Here is an 18,086-nt window from a genome sequence, read left to right as displayed (position 1 = left end):
CATCTCCTGCTTAAGCTCATTTAGTATCTGTTGCATTTATTTATGAAACAAAAGTTACACAGCGAAAACATAATCTCAAATACGTTTTTTATATTCACATATAATCAAATGTTATATAACATCTCCTTAGTTGTATTCTTATTAGATAGAGGCCCGTTGTGAGAATTACCATCCGTCAAGTTGAAGCTTTTCACGCCCTTATGGAAGTGAAGACCGTTGGCGGCGCTGCTGACATGATGAATATCTCCCAACCCGCCGTCAGCCGCCTGATCTCAGATTTGGAAGCCGAAACCAAACTTCGTCTGTTTGACCGTATACAAGGCAGGCTGGTCCCCACTGCCGAAGCAGAAGAACTGTTAATCGAGGTCGAACGTTCCTTTGTCGGACTAGAACAGATCCGCCAGACCGCGACCTATCTCAGTAACAACAATATTGGCGTCTTACGTATTTTGGCCATGCCATCCATGAGCGGGGATATCCTGTGCGAAAGTGTCGCCCGTTTTAAGCACGCCCACCCTAAAGTCGATATTTTGTGGGAAACACGCCCCAAACAGCGCGTCCTTGAATGGCTCACCTATCAAGGTTTCGACCTTGGCTTTATTACGTTACCCTGCGCTGATAAAGCCTTAGGTAAAAAAGTCCTGACCAACAATATGCCATGCTATTGCATCTTACCTAAAGGCCATCGTCTTTCTGATAAAGACTATATCACAGCGCGCGACCTTGAAGATGAAAATATGATTACCTTCCCACTAGGTTCAGAAATTCGCCATGTGATCGACAAATCCTTTCAAGAGGTCAACAATCACAAGTCCCGCATTGAAGTCAGGAATATCGAAACTGTCTGCTCTCTCGTCGCGAAAGGGACCGGGGCATCCATCCTTTACTTCTTTGATAACCTGCAAGACTGGATGGATAAAATCGACATCCGCCCTTTTAAACCCGATATTAAAATCGGCTTTGCCGTGGTTTATCCTCAAAGCCGGATTATGTCGCGTAATGCAAGAGGCTTCCTGGACATCTACCAAACTGTCCATGCAGAACGTATGGCACACTTTGATCAGATCATATCGCATTAAGTTGTATAATATTTAGTTATAAATAAATCACTCAATTATCTTTGACGTTAAGTCCTTCTTCTCCATATTCTTGGGCATCATTTTAATACAGGCATGATGTTTCAAGGAAAATTAGAACAATGACTATTCTTAGCGATTTTTTAGTGGTTGGCGGTGGCCTTATGGGCAGTGCCGTAGCCTCGTCGCTCGCCATGAAAAACAAGCAAGTCATTATGCTTGATGAAGGCGACCTCGCCTTTCGCGCCTCACGTTCCAACTTCGGTTTAATCTGGGTGCAGGGCAAAGGGGTCGGCATGCCCGATTATGTCTCCTGGACCCTTCAAGCCTCAAGGCGTTGGAAAAAAGACTTCAATGACTTTTTACAAGAAGAAACGGGCTACGACCTGCACTTGCGCCATAAAGGCGGCCTTGTCCTTTTGCATGGGGACAAAGAAGTTCAAGAACGAAAAAAACACCTCGGCACAATCGAACAGGAAGGCTATGACACGCCAACCATTTCCTTTCTCAACAGAAAAGAAACTCAAGCTCTCTTCCCTGATATCAAGCTCGGCAACCGTGTCCTTGGTGCAAGTTATTGCGAAGAAGATGCCGACCTAAACCCGCTCTATCTCTTAAAAGCGCTGCATCAACTGATGATCAAATATGGCGGGCAGTACCATGCCAATCAAAAGGCCATCAACATCAATTACGACGAAAAATCAAAGATTTACACCGTCAAAACCCAAAACGATGTCTATCAAACCCCAAAACTGATCATCACGGCTGGCAACCACAGTGTCCCCCTTGCCCGTCAGGTCGGCATCCCACTGGAATTGCGCGCAGAACATGGACAAATCCTTGCTTTGGGACGCACAAAACAAGTCATCCCCTACCCCTTAAGCGGCATCAAGCAAAATGCCGAAGGGTCTATCATATTGGGGGCAACGAAAAATGATTTCGGGTTCAACGACACCAGTGTCGCCGGCCTGTCCCAAAAATTGGCAGAACGGGCGATAGCCTCTTTCCCGGATTTTAAATCCCTCAACCTTGTGCGCACGTGGGCGGGGCTTCGCGTCCTCACGCCCGACAGCTATCCCGTCTATTGCGAGTCAGAAAGCCACCCCAACAGCTATGTTCTGATCTCCCACAGTGCGGTGACATTGGCACCTAACCATTTCCACCAGATTACCAACTGGATTTTAAACAATAACGAAAAACCGCGTGAACTCGACAGTTTTCACTATAACCGGTTCCAATAAGGATTAATCCATATGTTCAAGCTCGTTCGGCCCAACACGAACCAATCCGTCACCATTTATTTTAATGGGGCTCCGTTGACCGCCTTTGAAAACGAGACGGTTGCCGCCGCCTTATTGCGTCAGGGGAAAAAAGAATTTCGCACCACCCCTGTTAAGCAACAGAAACGGTTGCCCTTTTGCATGATGGGCACCTGCTATGACTGCTTGCTCACCATCGACGACCTACAGGACGTCCAAGGTTGTGCAACTTATGTCCGCGACGGCATGCAAATTAAAACCCAACATATCAACGAAAAGCAAGGCTCGGACCATGAGTAAACAAACCGTTGTGGTTATCGGCGCCGGTGCCGCAGGCATGGCCTGTGCATGCACATTGGCACAGCACGATATTTGCGTCACCCTGATTGACGAACAACCCCAAGCAGGCGGGCAGATTTACCGAAACCTTACAGAAAACCAGCACATGCCCGCTGATTTTAAAGACCTGCTGGGCAGCGATTATTTTAAAGGGGCGGACTTAATTAAAGACTTGGACCACCCGCAGATCACCCATCACGCCCGCTGTGTCATCTGGCAAATTGATGAAGACGGCACGGTCTATTTTAGCGTTGATGGCAAAGCCCAATCCATCAAAGGGGACTATGTGGTTGTTGCCACTGGTGCACTGGAGCGTCCGACCCCCGTTAAAGGCTGGACCCTTGCCGGTGTCATGGGCGCAGGTGCCGCCCAAGTTGCCATGAAACGCGATGGTATTGTGCCATCTGGTGACGTTGTCCTTGCCGGATGCGGCCCCTTGCTGTTGCTTGTTGCCCAACAACTGGCAAAAGCGGGATGTCAGATCAAGGCATTGCTGGATAGCACGACCACCAAAGACCATGTTAACGCGCTGCCCTCTCTCCTCCCCGCCTTAAGCAACATGAGCTTGCTGAAAAAAGGCATGGAGATCAAGGTCAGCCTCAAAAAACTGGGTATCCCTCACATTACGGGTGTTGAAAAGATCGAAATGTCCGGTGATACTGCCTTAGAACAGATCACTTACCACAAAGACGGCAAATCCCATACGCTGGCTTGTGATACTGTGCTTTTGCATCAAGGTGTGGTGCCCAATATCCAAATCTCAAGGCAACTCAATCTGGATCATCAATGGGATGAGTCTTTACGATGCTGGCACCCGACCACCGATGATTGGGGGCAATCCAGCAATCAAAACATCTTTGTCGCAGGTGATGGCGCCGGAATCATCGGTGCCTTGGGCAGCCAATATAGCGCCACACTTAGTGCTTTGAAGATCAGCGTCTTGATGGGAAAACTGCCCGAAAGTGATTTGTTGAAACAGGCTGCCCCCATCCGCAAAAAACTAAAAGCCGAACAAGCCGTTCGCCCCTTCATCAATACCTTATTCAAGCCTAAATGGCTGCGCCCTGATGATGAGGATGTGGTTGTTTGTCGCTGTGAAGAAACCACGGTAAAAGACATTAAACGATCCGCCGATATCGGATGCAGCGGCCCCAATCAGCTTAAGTCCTTCACCCGCGCAGGCATGGGCCCGTGTCAAGGGCGATACTGTGGCCTCAGCGTTGTTGAAATTTTGGCCCATGCGCAAAAGACCACACCAGATAAGCTTGGGTATTACCGTATTCGCCCGCCTCTCAAGCCCTTGCGCTTAAGTGAAGTCGCTTCCCTCAATACTCTCGATCAAAAAGACGCTTAGGCCATGTCCCTCTTCAGCCCCATCGCTACATTTGAACTGTTTCACCTGCAAATACCGTTGGCGAAGCCCTATAAGCTGTCGCGCCTTTATGGTATTAAAGCCACCGCCGACGTCATTATCCTTAAAGTTACACTGGAAGACGGTACCGTCGGCTATGGTGAAGCCGATCCGCACACACCTTTTACGGAAGAGACACCGCAAAGTATCATCAGTGCCATACGGGATTATTTTGCACCAAAACTTATCGGGTCCTTCCCCCAAACCATCCGCGCCCATAACGAACTGATGGATGCTCTTTTACCATTAAACTATATGGCAAAAGGCGCTGTGGACATGGCCCTGTACGATCTCTGTGGTAAATGCCTAAACATCCCGGCTAGCCAGTTGTTAGGTGGTCGCATCCATAATCAGATCCCCCTTCTCTGGCCCTTGGGGAATGGAACGGCACAAGACGACCTTCCCCTCATTGAAGAAAAACAGGCTCAAGGTTTTCAATCTTTTATGCTTAAAATGGGCAACAGCCCCATCGCGCACGAAATTACACGCCTGGAAACGCTGTATGACCATTTTGGCGACGATCTTGCCCTTGTTGTAGATGCCAATCAGGGCTGGTCCTTAAAAGACAGTTTACTGTTTACCCAATATGCGAACCAAACACCGTTGATCCTGCTGGAACAACCCGTCAGGAAGCACCTTACCCATGACCTGAAATCCGTCAAAGAAAACGCCTCTTTCATGGTGTCTGCCGATGAATCTTTGTCCGGAAAAGAAGAAATGATCGATCTGGTTCGCAACGATTGTGTCGATCTTTTCAGTCTGAAGGTCAGCAAAAACGGTGGGATCACCAAAACAAAATGCCTCGCTGATATCGCCTATGCCGCCCATAAACCGGTGTTGATGAACTCTATGCTAGAGTTTGGTATCACCCAAGCCGCCAGCCTGCAACTGGGGCAAACGTTGCCTCACCTCAACACAAGTTTGGGCCATGCCTATATGTCGGTTTTACGTATGTCCGATGACTTTACAGACCTTAACACCCAAATTGACAACGCAACCATAACCCCCAATGATGAACCGGGGCTAGGGATTGCTGTGGATGAAGAAAAAATTCACCGCCTCGCCTTCCAAACCATCTTCATAGAGAACTCAAGCCATGCAATATGATTTTCTCATCATTGGCGCAGGCATTCATGGCAATAGCATCGCCTTCCACTTAGCCAAAAAGGGAAAGCGGGTCTGTGTGTTAGAAAAAGACAGCCCGTCTCGCCATTCCTCCGGCGTTAATGCCGGTGGTGTACGCCGTTTGGGACGTGACCTGCGTGAAGTTCCTCTCTCCTTAAGAAGTGCGGAGCTTTGGTATGATCTCAAAAAATTGATCGGCATCGATGGTGGCTTTGAAGCCGTCGATCAAATCCGTATTGCCGAGAATGAGAACGAACTTGCCGATTGCGAAAGCAATGTGCGCACCCTCAGCGACCTTGGCTATACCCATGAAGAAATAATCTCCGCAGCCGAGCTGAAAAAACGCTTACCTGATATCAACTGCACGCTGGCAGGCGGGATTATTTGCAAGGGGGATGGGTTTGCCCTCCCCTATCAATCGACCATCGGTTTCTTTGAAGCCGCCCAACGTGCCGGAGCGACCTATCATTCCAATCAAGAAGTCCGTCATCTTGAGAAAAAGGACGGGCTTTGGCATATCAAAACACAAAATCACGATTTTAAAGCCAGCATAGTCATCAACTGTGCTGGAGCGTGGGGAGCTGACCTTGCAGCGTTAATCGGTGACAGCCTGCCCCTTGAAACCATTGCGCCGCAGATCATGGTGACCCAACGCCTACCTTATTTTCTGACGCCCGTTTTAGGCTTAAGTGGGCGTGTTCTGTCCTTTAAACAGATGCGCAACGGCACCTTGATCATTGGTGGCGGGTATCGTGGGAAAGTGCGACAAGCTGAAAACCGCGGCATTGCGTCGCTCCCCACGCTTGCAGGTCTGGCAGATACCGCCCTTGACCTGTTCCCCCACATCAAAAACGTCAATATTGTACGCACATGGTGCGGTCTGGAAGGCAAGACACCTGATGGCGCCCCCATCATCGGCCCCAGCCTGTCGCACCCTGATGATTTTTATCACTGCTTCGGCTTTTGCGCCCACGGCTTCCAACTCGGCCCCGCCTGCGGAGAAGTCGTGGCGAACATCTTGTGCGGTGAGGAAAACCGGATCGACATCAGCCAGCTTAGTGCAAGTCGATTTTAACAACAAAACACAATGTCGCTAACACGCTATATTTGGATTACAGGAGAGGAGCAACTGTATCAACCGACTATGTATTTCCGGTTAGGTTTCCAAGGAAAGTGCTGACGGCTTTGCGGAGCGCTTCTGATTGGTCGACGACGTTTTTACTGGTGGTTCCAACCCTCAGGGCAGATTGGTTGGTGTCTTGTGCGGCTGACAAAACATCGACAATATGCCCATTTACTTTTTCCGTCCCACGCGAGGCACTGACCACACTAGAAGCGATTTCATCGGTGGCGCAGGATTGTTCCCGGATGGCGTGAACCGTGTTTTCATTGATCTGATTAATCTGTGACAGTAGCTCGGTACTCTCCCCGATCGCCTGAACGGCTTGGTGGGTAGCCTCTCTCATCTGGCTAATTTGCGCCGTAATCTGTTCCGTCGCCGTGGATGTTTGTTCAGCAAGTTTTTTCACTTCCAACGCCACCACGCCAAACCCTTTGCCCTGATCACCCGCACGCTGTGCTTCAATAGTGGCGTTGAGGGCAAGCAAGTTCGTTTGTTCCGCAATGTCACTAATCAAACCGATGACAGAAGCCACCTGATTACCCACTTCTTCCAGACTTTTAATGCGATGGGTCGATGTTTCTGAGGCCTGCAATGCATTTTCAAATACAACCTTGGACAAATCCATATTCTGTTCGATTGAACGAATAGAAGCCGATAATTCCTCACTGGCACTCGCCACCATCTGAACATCTGTTTTTGCCTGCTCCGAAGCAGTTGAGACATGATTTGCCTGCGCTTGTGTCAAGTCCGATAGCTTGATCAGGGAGGACGCATCCGTACAGGCTCCTTGCCCGGCCCGCATCACATCTTCCAGAATATGCCCGACCTGATTTTCAAAATCGTTAGACATTTTAATCAAGCTCGCTTTTTTCTCGGTTTCCAAGCGGCGATCATTTTCTTCCTTTTCCCGCTTCAAGGCTTCAACTTGAAGGGCGCTTTGCCTGAAAACCTCCAGACTGCGGGCCATCCGACCAATTGCGTCGCTTGAAGTATCTTCGACCTTCACATCCAGATTACCTTTTGAAAGGTCATCCATTGACTGGCTCAATCGTTTCAAACGACGATTTAAATGCCTGATTACAAACAAAAAAATCAACAAAAGACTAATGATCACGCTGGCAATCACCACCCCCCAAGTGACCTGTGTCATCACCTGGCCGATCTGTGTCGCCTCAGCAGCTGAAACCGCAACCGCCTGACGCGAAGATCGCGTCACTTCCGAGACGATTTGGGAGAGCCCTTCAGAAAGCTGATGGTTTTGAAGGAGAAGCTGCGCTGTTTTCTGCTCGTTCTGCAAAGCCGCCAGTCGGAGCGCAATCAGTCCCCGTTCCCCATAAAACGTGTTTGAGAAGGACGAGAGCTGCTTGGCATAATAAGCCGCAATACCTTCCGGCAGCGCGCTCAGTCCCTCGATTGCTTTTTCAAGAGCAGAGGTTGCTTCAAACGCCTTGCTTTTAATCTGTGTTTCATCTGTCAGAGTGAGGATCGCTTCTGCCCCAGAAAGGCTGGCCTCACTGCTGGAGCGCACGGAGCTAAGCGCAAACAGCTTTGCGCTATTGGAGATCAACTCCTGCATTTTACTTACCTCGACCTGATCGATGCCCGCAACAAAATCAACAATCTGATCCGAAAATTGACGTTCCACATCAATATCCGTACTGACATCCAACCGCACCTGATTGAGATTTTCCCCCGTGTTTTCCAGAAGCGTGCGCATTTCATTTCGATACATCACAGAGGCAGAAAGAAGCGATCTGATCTCAGCGATCTGTGTTTTTAGATCAGAAAGATAGCTTTGCAGCTGTCCCCTTTGTGCGTGATCAAGCCCTTTTCCCTGCAACGCCTGCAAGGCAGTATCTGCCTGCTTTAAATTGGCCTCCACCTGTTGCCAGTCTGCTTGCGCGCCCCCTTCTTTATTCTGTACAATTCGTGCCAGTGCCGACAAAGCACCATCAACGGCGGTTTTCATCAACAGAGCTTCAGACATGGCAGGGACACGTTCCACCACCACCTCATCCAAAGCGGTTTTAAAGGCTCGAATGGAATAGAAGCTCACCGCAGACGAAATCAGCGTCAGGGAAACGATCACCAAAAATGCCGAGATCAGCTTAGCACGTATACCAAAATGCATTTTCATCTCCAAAAAAAGAGGGCAAGAGAAGGTGAAAGGAAGAAGAGGCCTTCTCTTGCCCAAGTGGCACTCGAAAGTTATCTAGGGAGAGCTTTCGGGTGTGAAATCGTTGCGGTACAAGAAAAACTACGCCCAGCGCGCGGGCGTTTTGGTTAAAAAGGCATCAATCCCGTGGGCTGCTTCTTCGCCTTCCCAGGTATCGGCGAGCATAGCAATGGTCTGATCAATCACGGCCGCATCAATCTTCGGTCCCAGCAGACGCGCCAGTGCCTTTGAACGTCCAACCGCAACAGGCGCAACAGACAAATAAGGCGCGACTTCCGCTTCAACAGCTTTATCCAATTGATCCGCCGCAACCGCTTTGGAGACAATGCCCAGCTCTTGCGCTTCATCCGCACCAAATATCCGCGCCGACATAAACACCCGTCGGGCATTACCTTCGCCCATGCGAGCAAGGACGTAGGGGCTGATGGTCGCCGGGATTAAGCCCAGCTTTGTTTCCGTCAGGCCAAACTTGGTGCTGTCATCTGCGATAATGACATCACAGACGCAGCACATCCCGACCCCGCCGCCAAAGGCGCCCCCATGTACCCGACCGATCAAAGGTGTGGGCATTTCGTTAAGGGCATTGAGCATCTCAGCCAGTTTGCGCGCTTCTTTCATTCGGGTTGGACGGTCCGCATTAATCTGCTGTTGCATCCATTTAAGATCACCGCCTGCACAAAAGACTTTTCCCGCCCCCGCCAAGACGATGGCGCGAATATCATCGCGGGCGCCCAGATGTTCGGCCATATGAGTCAGCTCTGCAATCATCTGTGCAGACAAGGCGTTGCGGCTCTCCGGCAGGTTTAGGGTCACATATGCGACAGAACGTTCATCAATTTTAATATCCAGCGTGTCATAAGTCATCACGCAGCACTCCTTAATGTCTTGGCATGGTTTGCGATTTCTAAAAGTTTGGTCAGGTCCAAACCGGTTTCATACCCTAGGGAGTGAAGCATTTTTGCAACTTCCTCGGTTGCGACATTCCCTTTCGCACCGGGCGCATACGGACAGCCGCCAAGCCCGCCGATGGACGCATCAAAAACACGCAAGCCCGCGTCCAGACTGACTTTGATATTGTCCAGCGCATGGCCTTTCGTATCATGGTAGTGCCCGGCCAGTTTATCAGCGGGCAGATAGGTCAAGACAGCGTTTAACATGGTTTCGATCGTATCCGGTTCCCCCGCACCGATCGTGTCGCCCAGACTGATCTCATAGCAGCCCAGCTCCATCAATTGTTCAGCGACCCGCGCCACATTTTCAGCCGGCGTGGCCCCATCATAGGGACAGTCTGTCACGCAAGAGACATAGCCCCGCACAGGGACCGCGTTTTCACGGGCGGCCTGCATCACGGGTTTAAAGCGATCAATACTTTCTGCAATGGAACAATTGATGTTTTTTTGGCTAAACCCTTCAGAAGCAGATGCAAAAATCGCAACTTCACTGGCCTGTGCCTCCAGTGCGGCCTCAAACCCTTTCAAGTTTGGGGTCAAAACAGCATAAGATACGCCTTTTTTACGCTTGATCTCCGCCATAACCTCGCGTGCATCCGCCATTTGGGGGACCCATTTGGGGCTCACGAAACTGGTCACTTCAATCTTGGAAAAGCCAGCATCTGACAGACGATCAACCAACCCGACTTTCGCCCTCATGGGGATATGGTTTTTCTCGTTTTGTAGGCCATCACGCGGCCCCATTTCAAAAAGGGTGACTTTTTTAGTCATCTTCTTTCTCCAAGGCTAGTAATACCATGCCATCGCTCACTTGTGCATTTTCTTTCGTCAATACTTCGGCCACGACCCCATCGCGTGGCGCAACAAGCGTGTGTTCCATTTTCATCGCTTCCAGAATAAACAACGGATCCCCCTCTTTGACCGACTGCCCGGCCGAGGCCATCACCGCACGGACCAAACCGGGCATGGGCGCAATCACCGCATCTCCGCCCGCCTGTTCATTTTCAGCAGACGCCAGCGCATTGGGGAGATCAAATCGAAAACTCCCCTCCTCACAAAAGACGGCAACGGATTTGGGTTGAACCACCACGTCCATCTGGGACTGCACACCATCACAAAAGACCTTGAAGCGGTTTTCCCCGAGTGCGTTGGTTCTTACCTCCACAGCAGTGTCCTCAATGTCCAAACTAAAGTGGGCGTCCCCTAAAACAGAAACAGCGACTTCCAAACGCACCCCGTCCTGTTCCAAAACCACATATTGCTTGGCGTCCGTCCAATGGCACCAGCCGACAAGACGCTCCCATGGCTCGTTAGAGGATTTGCCACTCAACAGACCAAGCCCGCCAAGCGCCGCCAGCGCAACAGATTTTAGGGGTGCCTCGCCTTGAACGGTCAATTGAGCCTGATCGCGCTCAATCAATCCAGTATCCACATTGCCTTGGTAAAACCCTTCATGACTGGCAAGGGCTGACAAAAATTCCAGATTGGTGACGGAACCGACGATATGGCAATCGCTTAAGGCTTTGCTCAACATATTCAGAGCCGCCGTGCGGGTCGGACCATGGACAATCACCTTGGCAATCATCGGATCATACCACGGGCTGATCTCATCCCCACTGCGCACACCGCTGTCAATACGCACAGCCCCGCGCTCAAATTCACTGCCTTGCGGGAATTTAAGATACTGTAAGGTGCCCGTCGCCGGCAAAAACCCTTTTGGGACATCTTCTGCATAAACCCTTGCTTCAAAGGAATGACCCGTGATCGACAAATCGCCCTGTGTAAACGGCAGGGCTTCCCCACAGGCGACGCGCAGTTGTAATTCAACAAAATCATAGCCCGTGATCGCTTCTGATACGGGGTGTTCCACCTGTAAGCGGGTGTTCATCTCCATAAACCAAAAGCCATCTTCGCGCAGGCCGTTTGATCCATCCACGATAAATTCAACCGTCCCCGCCCCTTCATAGGCAATAGCTTTGGCAGCTTCCACCGCTGCCTTACCCATTGCATCGCGGACATTTTGCGGCATACCGGGGGCGGGTGCTTCTTCGATCACTTTTTGATGGCGCCGTTGCAAAGAACAATCACGTTCAAAGAAATGCACCACATTGCCATGGGAGTCCCCAAAGACCTGAATTTCGATATGTCTGGGTTGGGTGATATATTTTTCAATTAGACAAGCAGGGTCACCAAAGCTTGATTGGCCTTCCCGTGCGGCACTTTCAAAAGCACTTTTAAAATCTTCGGGCCTTTCGACCAGACGCATCCCCTTGCCGCCGCCGCCAGCACGCGCTTTGATCAAAACCGGATAACCGATTTTGCCCGCTTCCTCTGCAAGATAGTCCACATCCTGACGATCGCCATGATATCCGGGGACGACGGGAACGCCTGCCTTTTCCATCAAAGCCTTCGCTGCATCTTTCAACCCCATCGCCCGAATGGCCGACGCGGATGGCCCGACAAAGGTCAGACCTGCGGCCTCCACAGCTTCCACAAAATCTGGATTTTCTGACAAAAAGCCATAACCCGGATGGATCGCCTGCGCCCCTGTTTTCAGCGCGGCTGCAATAATCACATCCCCTTTCAAATAACTTTCGGCCACAGCCGCCGGTCCAATATGAACCGCCTCATCCGCCAACTGGACATGCTTTGAGGCTGCATCGGCATCTGAGAAAACGGCGACCGAACGGATGCCCATTTTTTTCGCCGTCTCAATGACGCGACAAGCGATTTCGCCACGGTTGGCAATCAGTATCTTCTTAATCATTTTATTGCCTTTACATTCTAAAGAGGCCGAAACGAGTATCTTCGATCGGCGCATTAAGCGCTGCAGAGAGAGAAAGGGCTAAAACTTCGCGGGTTTTACGCGGGTCAGTAATGCCGTCGTCCCAAAGACGGGCTGAGGCATAAAGCGGATGGGCCTGTTTCTCAAACTGATCGATGGTCGGCTTTTTAAAGGCAGCTTCGTCTTCTACTGACCAGTTCTCGCCCTTACGCTCCAATGCATCGCGGCGCACAGTTGCAAGCACGCCCGCAGCCTGTTCCCCCCCCATGACGGAGATACGACTATTCGGCCAGCTCCACAGGAAGCGCGGACGGTATGCCCGACCACACATCCCATAGTTCCCTGCCCCAAAGGAGCCCCCGATCAAGAAGGTAATTTTCGGGACATTCGCGGTTGCAACAGCATTCACCAGCTTGGCGCCATCTTTTGCGATCCCGCCGGCTTCATAGGTACGGCCGACCATAAAGCCTGTAATATTCTGCAAAAACACCAACGGGATTTTACGCTGACAGCAAAGCTCGACAAAATGCGCGCCCTTAACGGCAGACTCAGAAAAGATGACCCCATTATTGCCGATAATCCCGACAGGCATTCCCATCACATGGGCAAATCCGCAAACAAGTGTCGTGCCGTAACGGGCCTTAAACTCATCAAAACGTGACCCATCCACCGTGCGCGCGATGACTTCACGCACATCGTAAGGCGTCTTCAAGTCCGCAGGCACCACGCCCAAGATTTCTTCTGGATCATAAAGCGGCTCTTCGATCTCTTGGCATTCAAGCTGATTGGATTTGACGCTATTGATATTGGCAACCGCCAGACGGGCCAATGCCAGTGCATGTGCATCATCATTGGCAAGGTAATCCGCCACACCGGATAAGCGGGTATGGACATCCCCGCCCCCCAGGTCTTCAGCCGTTACAACCTCCCCCGTTGCCGCTTTCACCAAAGGTGGTCCGGCAAGAAAGATCGTGCCCTGCTCCTTAACAATAATTGTGACATCCGACATGGACGGCACATAGGCACCACCCGCCGTACACGACCCCATCACGACTGAAATTTGCGGAATGCCTTTTGATGACATTTGCGCCTGATTATAAAAAATGGCGCCAAAGTGATCACGGTCGGGAAAGACCTCGTCCTGATTAGGCAGGTTGGCCCCGCCGCTATCGACAAGATACACACAAGGAAGATGGTTTTTCTCCGCAATTTCTTGGGCGCGCAGATGTTTTTTAACAGTCATAGGGAAATAGGTTCCCCCTTTGACCGTGGCATCATTGCAAACGATCATGACTTCCCGGCCTGACACCCGTCCGATCCCAGTGATGATCCCCGCAGACGGGCTCGCGTTGTCGTACATCTCATGGGCCGCAAAGGCACCCACTTCCAAGAAAGGGGAACCGGGGTCCAGCAACCGTGCAACGCGCTCTCTCGGCAGGATTTTGCCTCTGCTGACATGGCGTTCATTTGCCTTTTCACCACCGCCATCCACGGCATTTTTAAAGGCTGCGTGTATCGGAAGCATGGCAGCTTCATGGGCCTCGCGGTTTCCAAGAAAGGACTCGGAATTCGGCGAGATGTTCGAGTGCAACTCGGTCATCAGGTAACACCTTTGATAGTAATTTATTTTAAGAAGAGGTCTTGAGACTACCTAGCTCATCACCACATAACGCTTGTCAGGAACAAAGTGATATCCGGGAACAGAACCAATAGAATGAGAACGATAATCTCGGTGATGATAAAGGGGGTTAACCCTTTGAACACGGTATTCAACGGCACGCCTGTTTGTCCGGCCGTCACATAAGCATTCAAGCCTAACGGCGGTGTAATCAGGCCGATTTCCACAGTCTTTGTGACAATAATGCCCAACCAGACCGGATCGTACCCAAAACTCATCGCTGTTGGAAACAGCACGGGCATCGTCAGCGCAAGGATTGCCAGTTGGTCCATCATCATGCCCATTAAAAGCAGAACTAGGATCATAATGCTCAGGATCACCCAGCCCGGAATATTTGCATGTTCCACAAAGCCGAGGACGGATTGGGTCACGCCCGTAAAGGCGAGAAAGTTTGCAAAAATGTGGGAACAGGCAATGATCGCGATAATCATGACGGTGGTACGCACAGCACGACTCACACTGTCATTAAAGCGCGCCATCTTTAACTTACGCTGCACAAGCCCCAGCAAAATCGCACCGCCAACACCCAGCGCCGCTGACTCCGTCGGTGACGCAACCCCCGTGTAAATCACCCCAATAATCAGCGCCATCAGTGCCATGGTCGGCCAAACGCCCAAGGAGCTTTTAACAGCATGTTTAAATTGGAAGGGAACGCCCGGAGGAGCCATATCTTTTTTGCGAGCCAGAATTTGGACGGTAACGACCAAACCTAGGGCGGTCAAAATACCCGGCACCAAACCTGCAATAAACAGCTTGCCAATCGAGGTTTCCGTCAAGACGCCATAGACCACCAAGACAATACTGGGGGGGATCATCACCGCTAGGGTGCCGCCCACGCTGACAATTGCGGTTGCCAGACGTTTATCATATTTATAACGCAACATTTCAGGGAAAGCGGAAGCCGCCATCGTCGCAGCAGATGCCGTGCTGCTCCCCACCAGGGCCGCTAAAAACACCGAAGCACCAACAGTCGCAACCGCCAAGCCACCACGGATGTGACCGATCCAAGCCTGACAGGCATATACGGTGCGTCTGGTAATATCGGCTGCCGTCAACAGTTCCGCCATAAAGATAAACAAGGGAACCGACACAAGGATGAACGAGGATGACGTATCAAAATAGGTGCGTTCCAACACGGCAAATGCCGGGGAAAATCCAAGTTCAAAAATCAATCCAATCAATCCTGCAATACCGGTGGCAAACGCGACAGGCATGCGCAAGAAAAGAAGGACTATCAACAAGAGGGATGTAATCAGAAGAGACACAGGAGAAAACCTCGGACAAAAAGGAGGGGGTGGTTGGCACTGTCAGTAGGGGACGTCAGTGCCAACCAGAAAAGGGTTTAGTGTGAGATCACAGCTTCATAGCTCGACAAAACACTAGAAGCTTTGGGGTTTTGTTTCCCCACACGTTCAACCCAATCCTTTTTCACATCCGTAATTGCAGCGCGCAGTTGGGCTTGCTCTTCAGCGGAGAACTGAAACATCTCCACACCGTTTTTCGCCCATTCTGCAGTCAGGCCAGCGATCGATTCATCCTGCGCTTTTGCCACATGGATCCCGATCTCTCGCCCCGCATCCAGCATAATTTTCTGAACTTCTGGCGACAGCTTATCAAAAATGTCTTTTTTGAGGATCAACGTGAAGCTATACCCCCCAAAAAATCCATTTGTTGAAATTGAAGACGATACTTCCTGCAAGTTATAAGAAGGCACTGACGACAGCGGGAAGAAAACGCCGCTGACACGACCACGTTCCAGAGCCGAATAGGTTTCCGGACCCGGAATGCTGACACCTGCCCCGCCCAGCGCACGCGCTGTCATCGCCTGTGTAGACCCGGCGGTTCGGATGTTCATTCCTTTCCATTCCTCCAGCTTACCGACTTTGGCATCTTTCAGCAGAATGTTGTAGGGCGGTAGAACAAAAGGCATGATCGGCATGACACCTTCGGCGACAAATTCGTCATGTAGCGGTCCCTCAGCCACCATCTCCTGCAAGGCCTGACTGCCTTCTTGCGCACTACTGAAGAAACCTGGCAGGCCAATGACGGAATTCAATGGCAAACGGTCTGAGTGATAGAGCGGACCGATCAAAGCCGCATCAATAATTCCCTTTTTAACCGCATCGAGCAGCCCTTTTGATTTTGCCGCCTGTTGAGACGGGAAATGCTTGAAAGTGACTTGACCACCGGTGCGTTCTTCAACCGTCTTCATCCATTTAACCGTTCCTTCTTTAGAAACGATATGGGTGGTGGATTGAAAATCACCGAGCTTGATTTCCACAGCTTCCGCGTTGGCTTGCGTACAGGCCAAAGAGAAAACAGCCGTGTATAGTGCGGATTTTAGATATCCTTTGAAAAAACTCTTCATATTGAAACCTCCTGTTTTGAGAATAAGGGCTTTTTGCCTCTTTATTTATTCTGAAATCTGACCCATATGTTCCGAGCGATCGACCTTGCCTGTTACAAGATCATGAATGAAATCGTGAAATAATCTGAGACAGAGAGTGCCGCTTCCAAGAGGACCGGACAGATAGGCCAGCCACATTTGCCAGTCATAAATGCCGATGTAAATATCCTCGGAAACAAAAGCGTTATAGGTATACAAGCCGGATTGCCACGTGATCCCGGCAAACAAAACAATGGCCAGAGTAAGGTTCATGGCATTTACAAAGGGCCATGTCCGACCAAATTGCCGTGTTGTGAAAATCTCGATTGCCAAATGCGCTTTGTCACGAAAGACCCGCGATAAAGACAGACTGGCCACGGCCGGCATTAAAAACAGTTCCGTCAATTCAAACTGAACTTGTAATGGCACGCCAACCAACAGTCGCCGCAATGTATCGAAAATAATCAATCCCGCAATTACGAGCAAACAGAGACATCCGATCGTATGAAGCAGATCTTCCCATTTTCTCAGTAAAAGGCTGAAACCGTTTTTTTCGATTTGGTCATCAGACTTCTGCATTCCTCACTCCTTTTTGCGTGTCGAAAAAGTGCAGACCTGAGCCTGCACTTTTCCCGCCTCTTTAGCGCTTAGGCAATTCAACAACACCCGTTGCACGCGCTGACTCTTCGCCGTCCTGTTGAACAGCTTTCTGAGTGATCTTGACGAAATGACGATCACCTTCAGAATATTTCTCAGTAACTTCACCATCGATGAGGATCATATCGCCAGCAGGGTTGTGGCGACGGACTTCACAGGTAGTTTCCGCAAGAAAACCATCATCACCCATCCAGTTTGTCAAGTGATGCATCATCCACGATGTACGTTCCGGCCCATAGTCATACGCACCCGGTGCACCAACTTTAAGGGCAAACTCTTCTTCCCAATGGACACGTTCCGGACAATCCGGAATGCCTTGCGCATTAGGGATACCAAGGCCTGGGTGGCTGGATGACTGGCGCCATGCCAGTTTATTGGCACGAATATAAAGACCGCCCCAACCCTGTGCATAAGCAACGAAACCAGTTACAGTCATCGGACCTTTTGCCATCGTCGGCAGCTTGTCACCGACATTCACATCATCCCAATAGCGTGTATTTGCACCACGGATTTCTTCTTTTTCGTAATATGCAAAAAACTCGTCGAGTTCTTCTTTCGTGTACACACGCGGTTCACGTGAACGCACTTCTGTGTATTTGGTCCCGTTTTCACGCGCCTGATCACGGTCCGTACGGAAGCACCAGCTATCAGCCTCGGCCACCTTGTCGCCTTCCTGGTTAAAGAAGTTTACGGTGTAAATCTGTTGAACAGCTTTACCGGCAAAACGAGTGTCGTGCTCGATCAGGTCTTTCAACCAACATTCTGTAGAGATAACGTCATTACGTTTGATCGGTTTGTGGAATTTCCAGTTTGCACCGGACCACATAGCGTGAACGCCCGGCAGGCCACCCACATAACCGGAAACGATGCGGCTTGTAGAGAACAGAAAGCTCGGCAGCGCAATCACGTCGCCATACTTTGTGTTCTTGGCATATTCCGGATCACACCACAGCGGGTTGTCATCGCCGATACCATGTGCATAATGACGGATGTTATCTCGCGTGGCTTCGTAACACCAAGGCTCGACGGTGTTTTCGATTTTCACGCCAATGCGTTGACGCAGGTCGTTGAGGCCTTCCTCAGTGATTTTCGGGAAAAGGCGTTTTGATTCAGCATTCATT

Annotated in this window: 15 protein-coding genes; 6 read left to right on the top strand and 9 right to left on the bottom strand. The window is 50.5% G+C overall.

Features of this window, described 5'->3' with window-relative positions:
- Positions 1–158: 158 nt before the first annotated feature.
- From Q397_RS0112055 to Q397_RS0112030, 6 genes are all read left to right on the top strand, one after another.
- Positions 159–1,079 carry a LysR substrate-binding domain-containing protein gene (locus Q397_RS0112055; RefSeq protein WP_028879641.1) on the top strand — a complete coding sequence of 307 codons (921 nt, stop codon included), beginning with the start codon at positions 159–161 and terminating at the stop codon, positions 1,077–1,079.
- A 119-nt stretch (positions 1,080–1,198) separates the two neighbouring features.
- Positions 1,199–2,317, top strand: a complete 1,119-nt coding sequence (locus Q397_RS22280; protein ID WP_051609964.1) for an NAD(P)/FAD-dependent oxidoreductase — start codon at positions 1,199–1,201, stop codon at positions 2,315–2,317.
- A 12-nt stretch (positions 2,318–2,329) separates the two neighbouring features.
- Positions 2,330–2,635 carry a (2Fe-2S)-binding protein gene (locus tag Q397_RS0112045; protein ID WP_028879640.1) on the top strand — a complete coding sequence of 102 codons (306 nt, stop codon included), beginning with the start codon at positions 2,330–2,332 and terminating at the stop codon, positions 2,633–2,635.
- Complete coding sequence (locus Q397_RS0112040) at positions 2,628–4,028, top strand: FAD/NAD(P)-dependent oxidoreductase (protein ID WP_028879639.1); 1,401 nt, start codon at positions 2,628–2,630, stop codon at positions 4,026–4,028. The genes Q397_RS0112045 and Q397_RS0112040 overlap by 8 nt, the downstream gene beginning before the upstream one ends.
- Before the next feature lie 3 nt (positions 4,029–4,031).
- Positions 4,032–5,192, top strand: coding sequence for an enolase C-terminal domain-like protein (locus Q397_RS22275; RefSeq protein ID WP_051609963.1), 1,161 nt, complete (start codon positions 4,032–4,034; stop codon positions 5,190–5,192).
- A complete protein-coding gene (locus Q397_RS0112030; RefSeq protein WP_028879638.1) occupies positions 5,182–6,285 on the top strand; it encodes an NAD(P)/FAD-dependent oxidoreductase in 1,104 nt (367 codons plus the stop codon). Before Q397_RS22275 ends, Q397_RS0112030 begins: the two co-directional genes overlap by 11 nt.
- Before the next feature lie 67 nt (positions 6,286–6,352).
- Here the strand turns inward: Q397_RS0112030 and Q397_RS24185 are convergent, their stop codons facing one another.
- The 9 genes from Q397_RS24185 to Q397_RS0111985 all read right to left on the bottom strand — a co-directional run bounded on the left by Q397_RS24185 (position 6,353) and on the right by Q397_RS0111985 (position 18,085).
- Positions 6,353–8,464 carry a methyl-accepting chemotaxis protein gene (locus Q397_RS24185; protein ID WP_028879637.1) on the bottom strand — a complete coding sequence of 704 codons (2,112 nt, stop codon included), beginning with the start codon at positions 8,462–8,464 and terminating at the stop codon, positions 6,353–6,355.
- A gap of 126 nt (positions 8,465–8,590) precedes the next feature.
- On the bottom strand, positions 8,591–9,373 hold the full coding sequence (locus tag Q397_RS0112020) for a crotonase/enoyl-CoA hydratase family protein (protein WP_028879636.1): 783 nt from the start codon (positions 9,371–9,373) through the stop codon (positions 8,591–8,593).
- Positions 9,373–10,230: a hydroxymethylglutaryl-CoA lyase gene (locus Q397_RS0112015; RefSeq protein ID WP_028879635.1), complete on the bottom strand. Its 858-nt coding sequence runs from the start codon at positions 10,228–10,230 to the stop codon at positions 9,373–9,375. Before Q397_RS0112015 ends, Q397_RS0112020 begins: the two co-directional genes overlap by 1 nt.
- Positions 10,223–12,226 carry an acetyl-CoA carboxylase biotin carboxylase subunit gene (locus Q397_RS0112010; RefSeq protein WP_028879634.1) on the bottom strand — a complete coding sequence of 668 codons (2,004 nt, stop codon included), beginning with the start codon at positions 12,224–12,226 and terminating at the stop codon, positions 10,223–10,225. The genes Q397_RS0112015 and Q397_RS0112010 overlap by 8 nt, the downstream gene beginning before the upstream one ends.
- A 10-nt stretch (positions 12,227–12,236) precedes the next feature.
- Positions 12,237–13,844 carry a carboxyl transferase domain-containing protein gene (locus Q397_RS0112005; RefSeq protein WP_028879633.1) on the bottom strand — a complete coding sequence of 536 codons (1,608 nt, stop codon included), beginning with the start codon at positions 13,842–13,844 and terminating at the stop codon, positions 12,237–12,239.
- 59 nt (positions 13,845–13,903) lie between these two features.
- Positions 13,904–15,187, bottom strand: a complete 1,284-nt coding sequence (locus tag Q397_RS0112000) for a TRAP transporter large permease (RefSeq protein ID WP_028879632.1) — start codon at positions 15,185–15,187, stop codon at positions 13,904–13,906.
- Between the two features lie 77 nt (positions 15,188–15,264).
- Positions 15,265–16,290 carry a TRAP transporter substrate-binding protein gene (locus Q397_RS0111995; RefSeq protein WP_028879631.1) on the bottom strand — a complete coding sequence of 342 codons (1,026 nt, stop codon included), beginning with the start codon at positions 16,288–16,290 and terminating at the stop codon, positions 15,265–15,267.
- 45 nt (positions 16,291–16,335) lie between these two features.
- Positions 16,336–16,887 (bottom strand): TRAP transporter small permease, encoded by a 552-nt coding sequence (locus Q397_RS22265; RefSeq protein WP_051609961.1) that lies wholly within the window; start codon positions 16,885–16,887, stop codon positions 16,336–16,338.
- Between the two features lie 61 nt (positions 16,888–16,948).
- The gene (locus Q397_RS0111985; protein ID WP_028879630.1) at positions 16,949–18,085 is read right to left on the bottom strand and encodes an FAS1-like dehydratase domain-containing protein; all 1,137 of its coding nucleotides are present in this window, start codon (positions 18,083–18,085) and stop codon (positions 16,949–16,951) included.
- Between the last annotated feature and the right edge of the window lies 1 nt (position 18,086).

The organism is Terasakiella pusilla DSM 6293 (assembly GCF_000688235.1).
GTDB lineage: Bacteria > Pseudomonadota > Alphaproteobacteria > Rhodospirillales > Terasakiellaceae > Terasakiella > Terasakiella pusilla.
The sequence above is the reverse complement of the archived record's forward strand: the minus strand, read 5'-3'. Positions and strand labels throughout refer to the sequence as shown.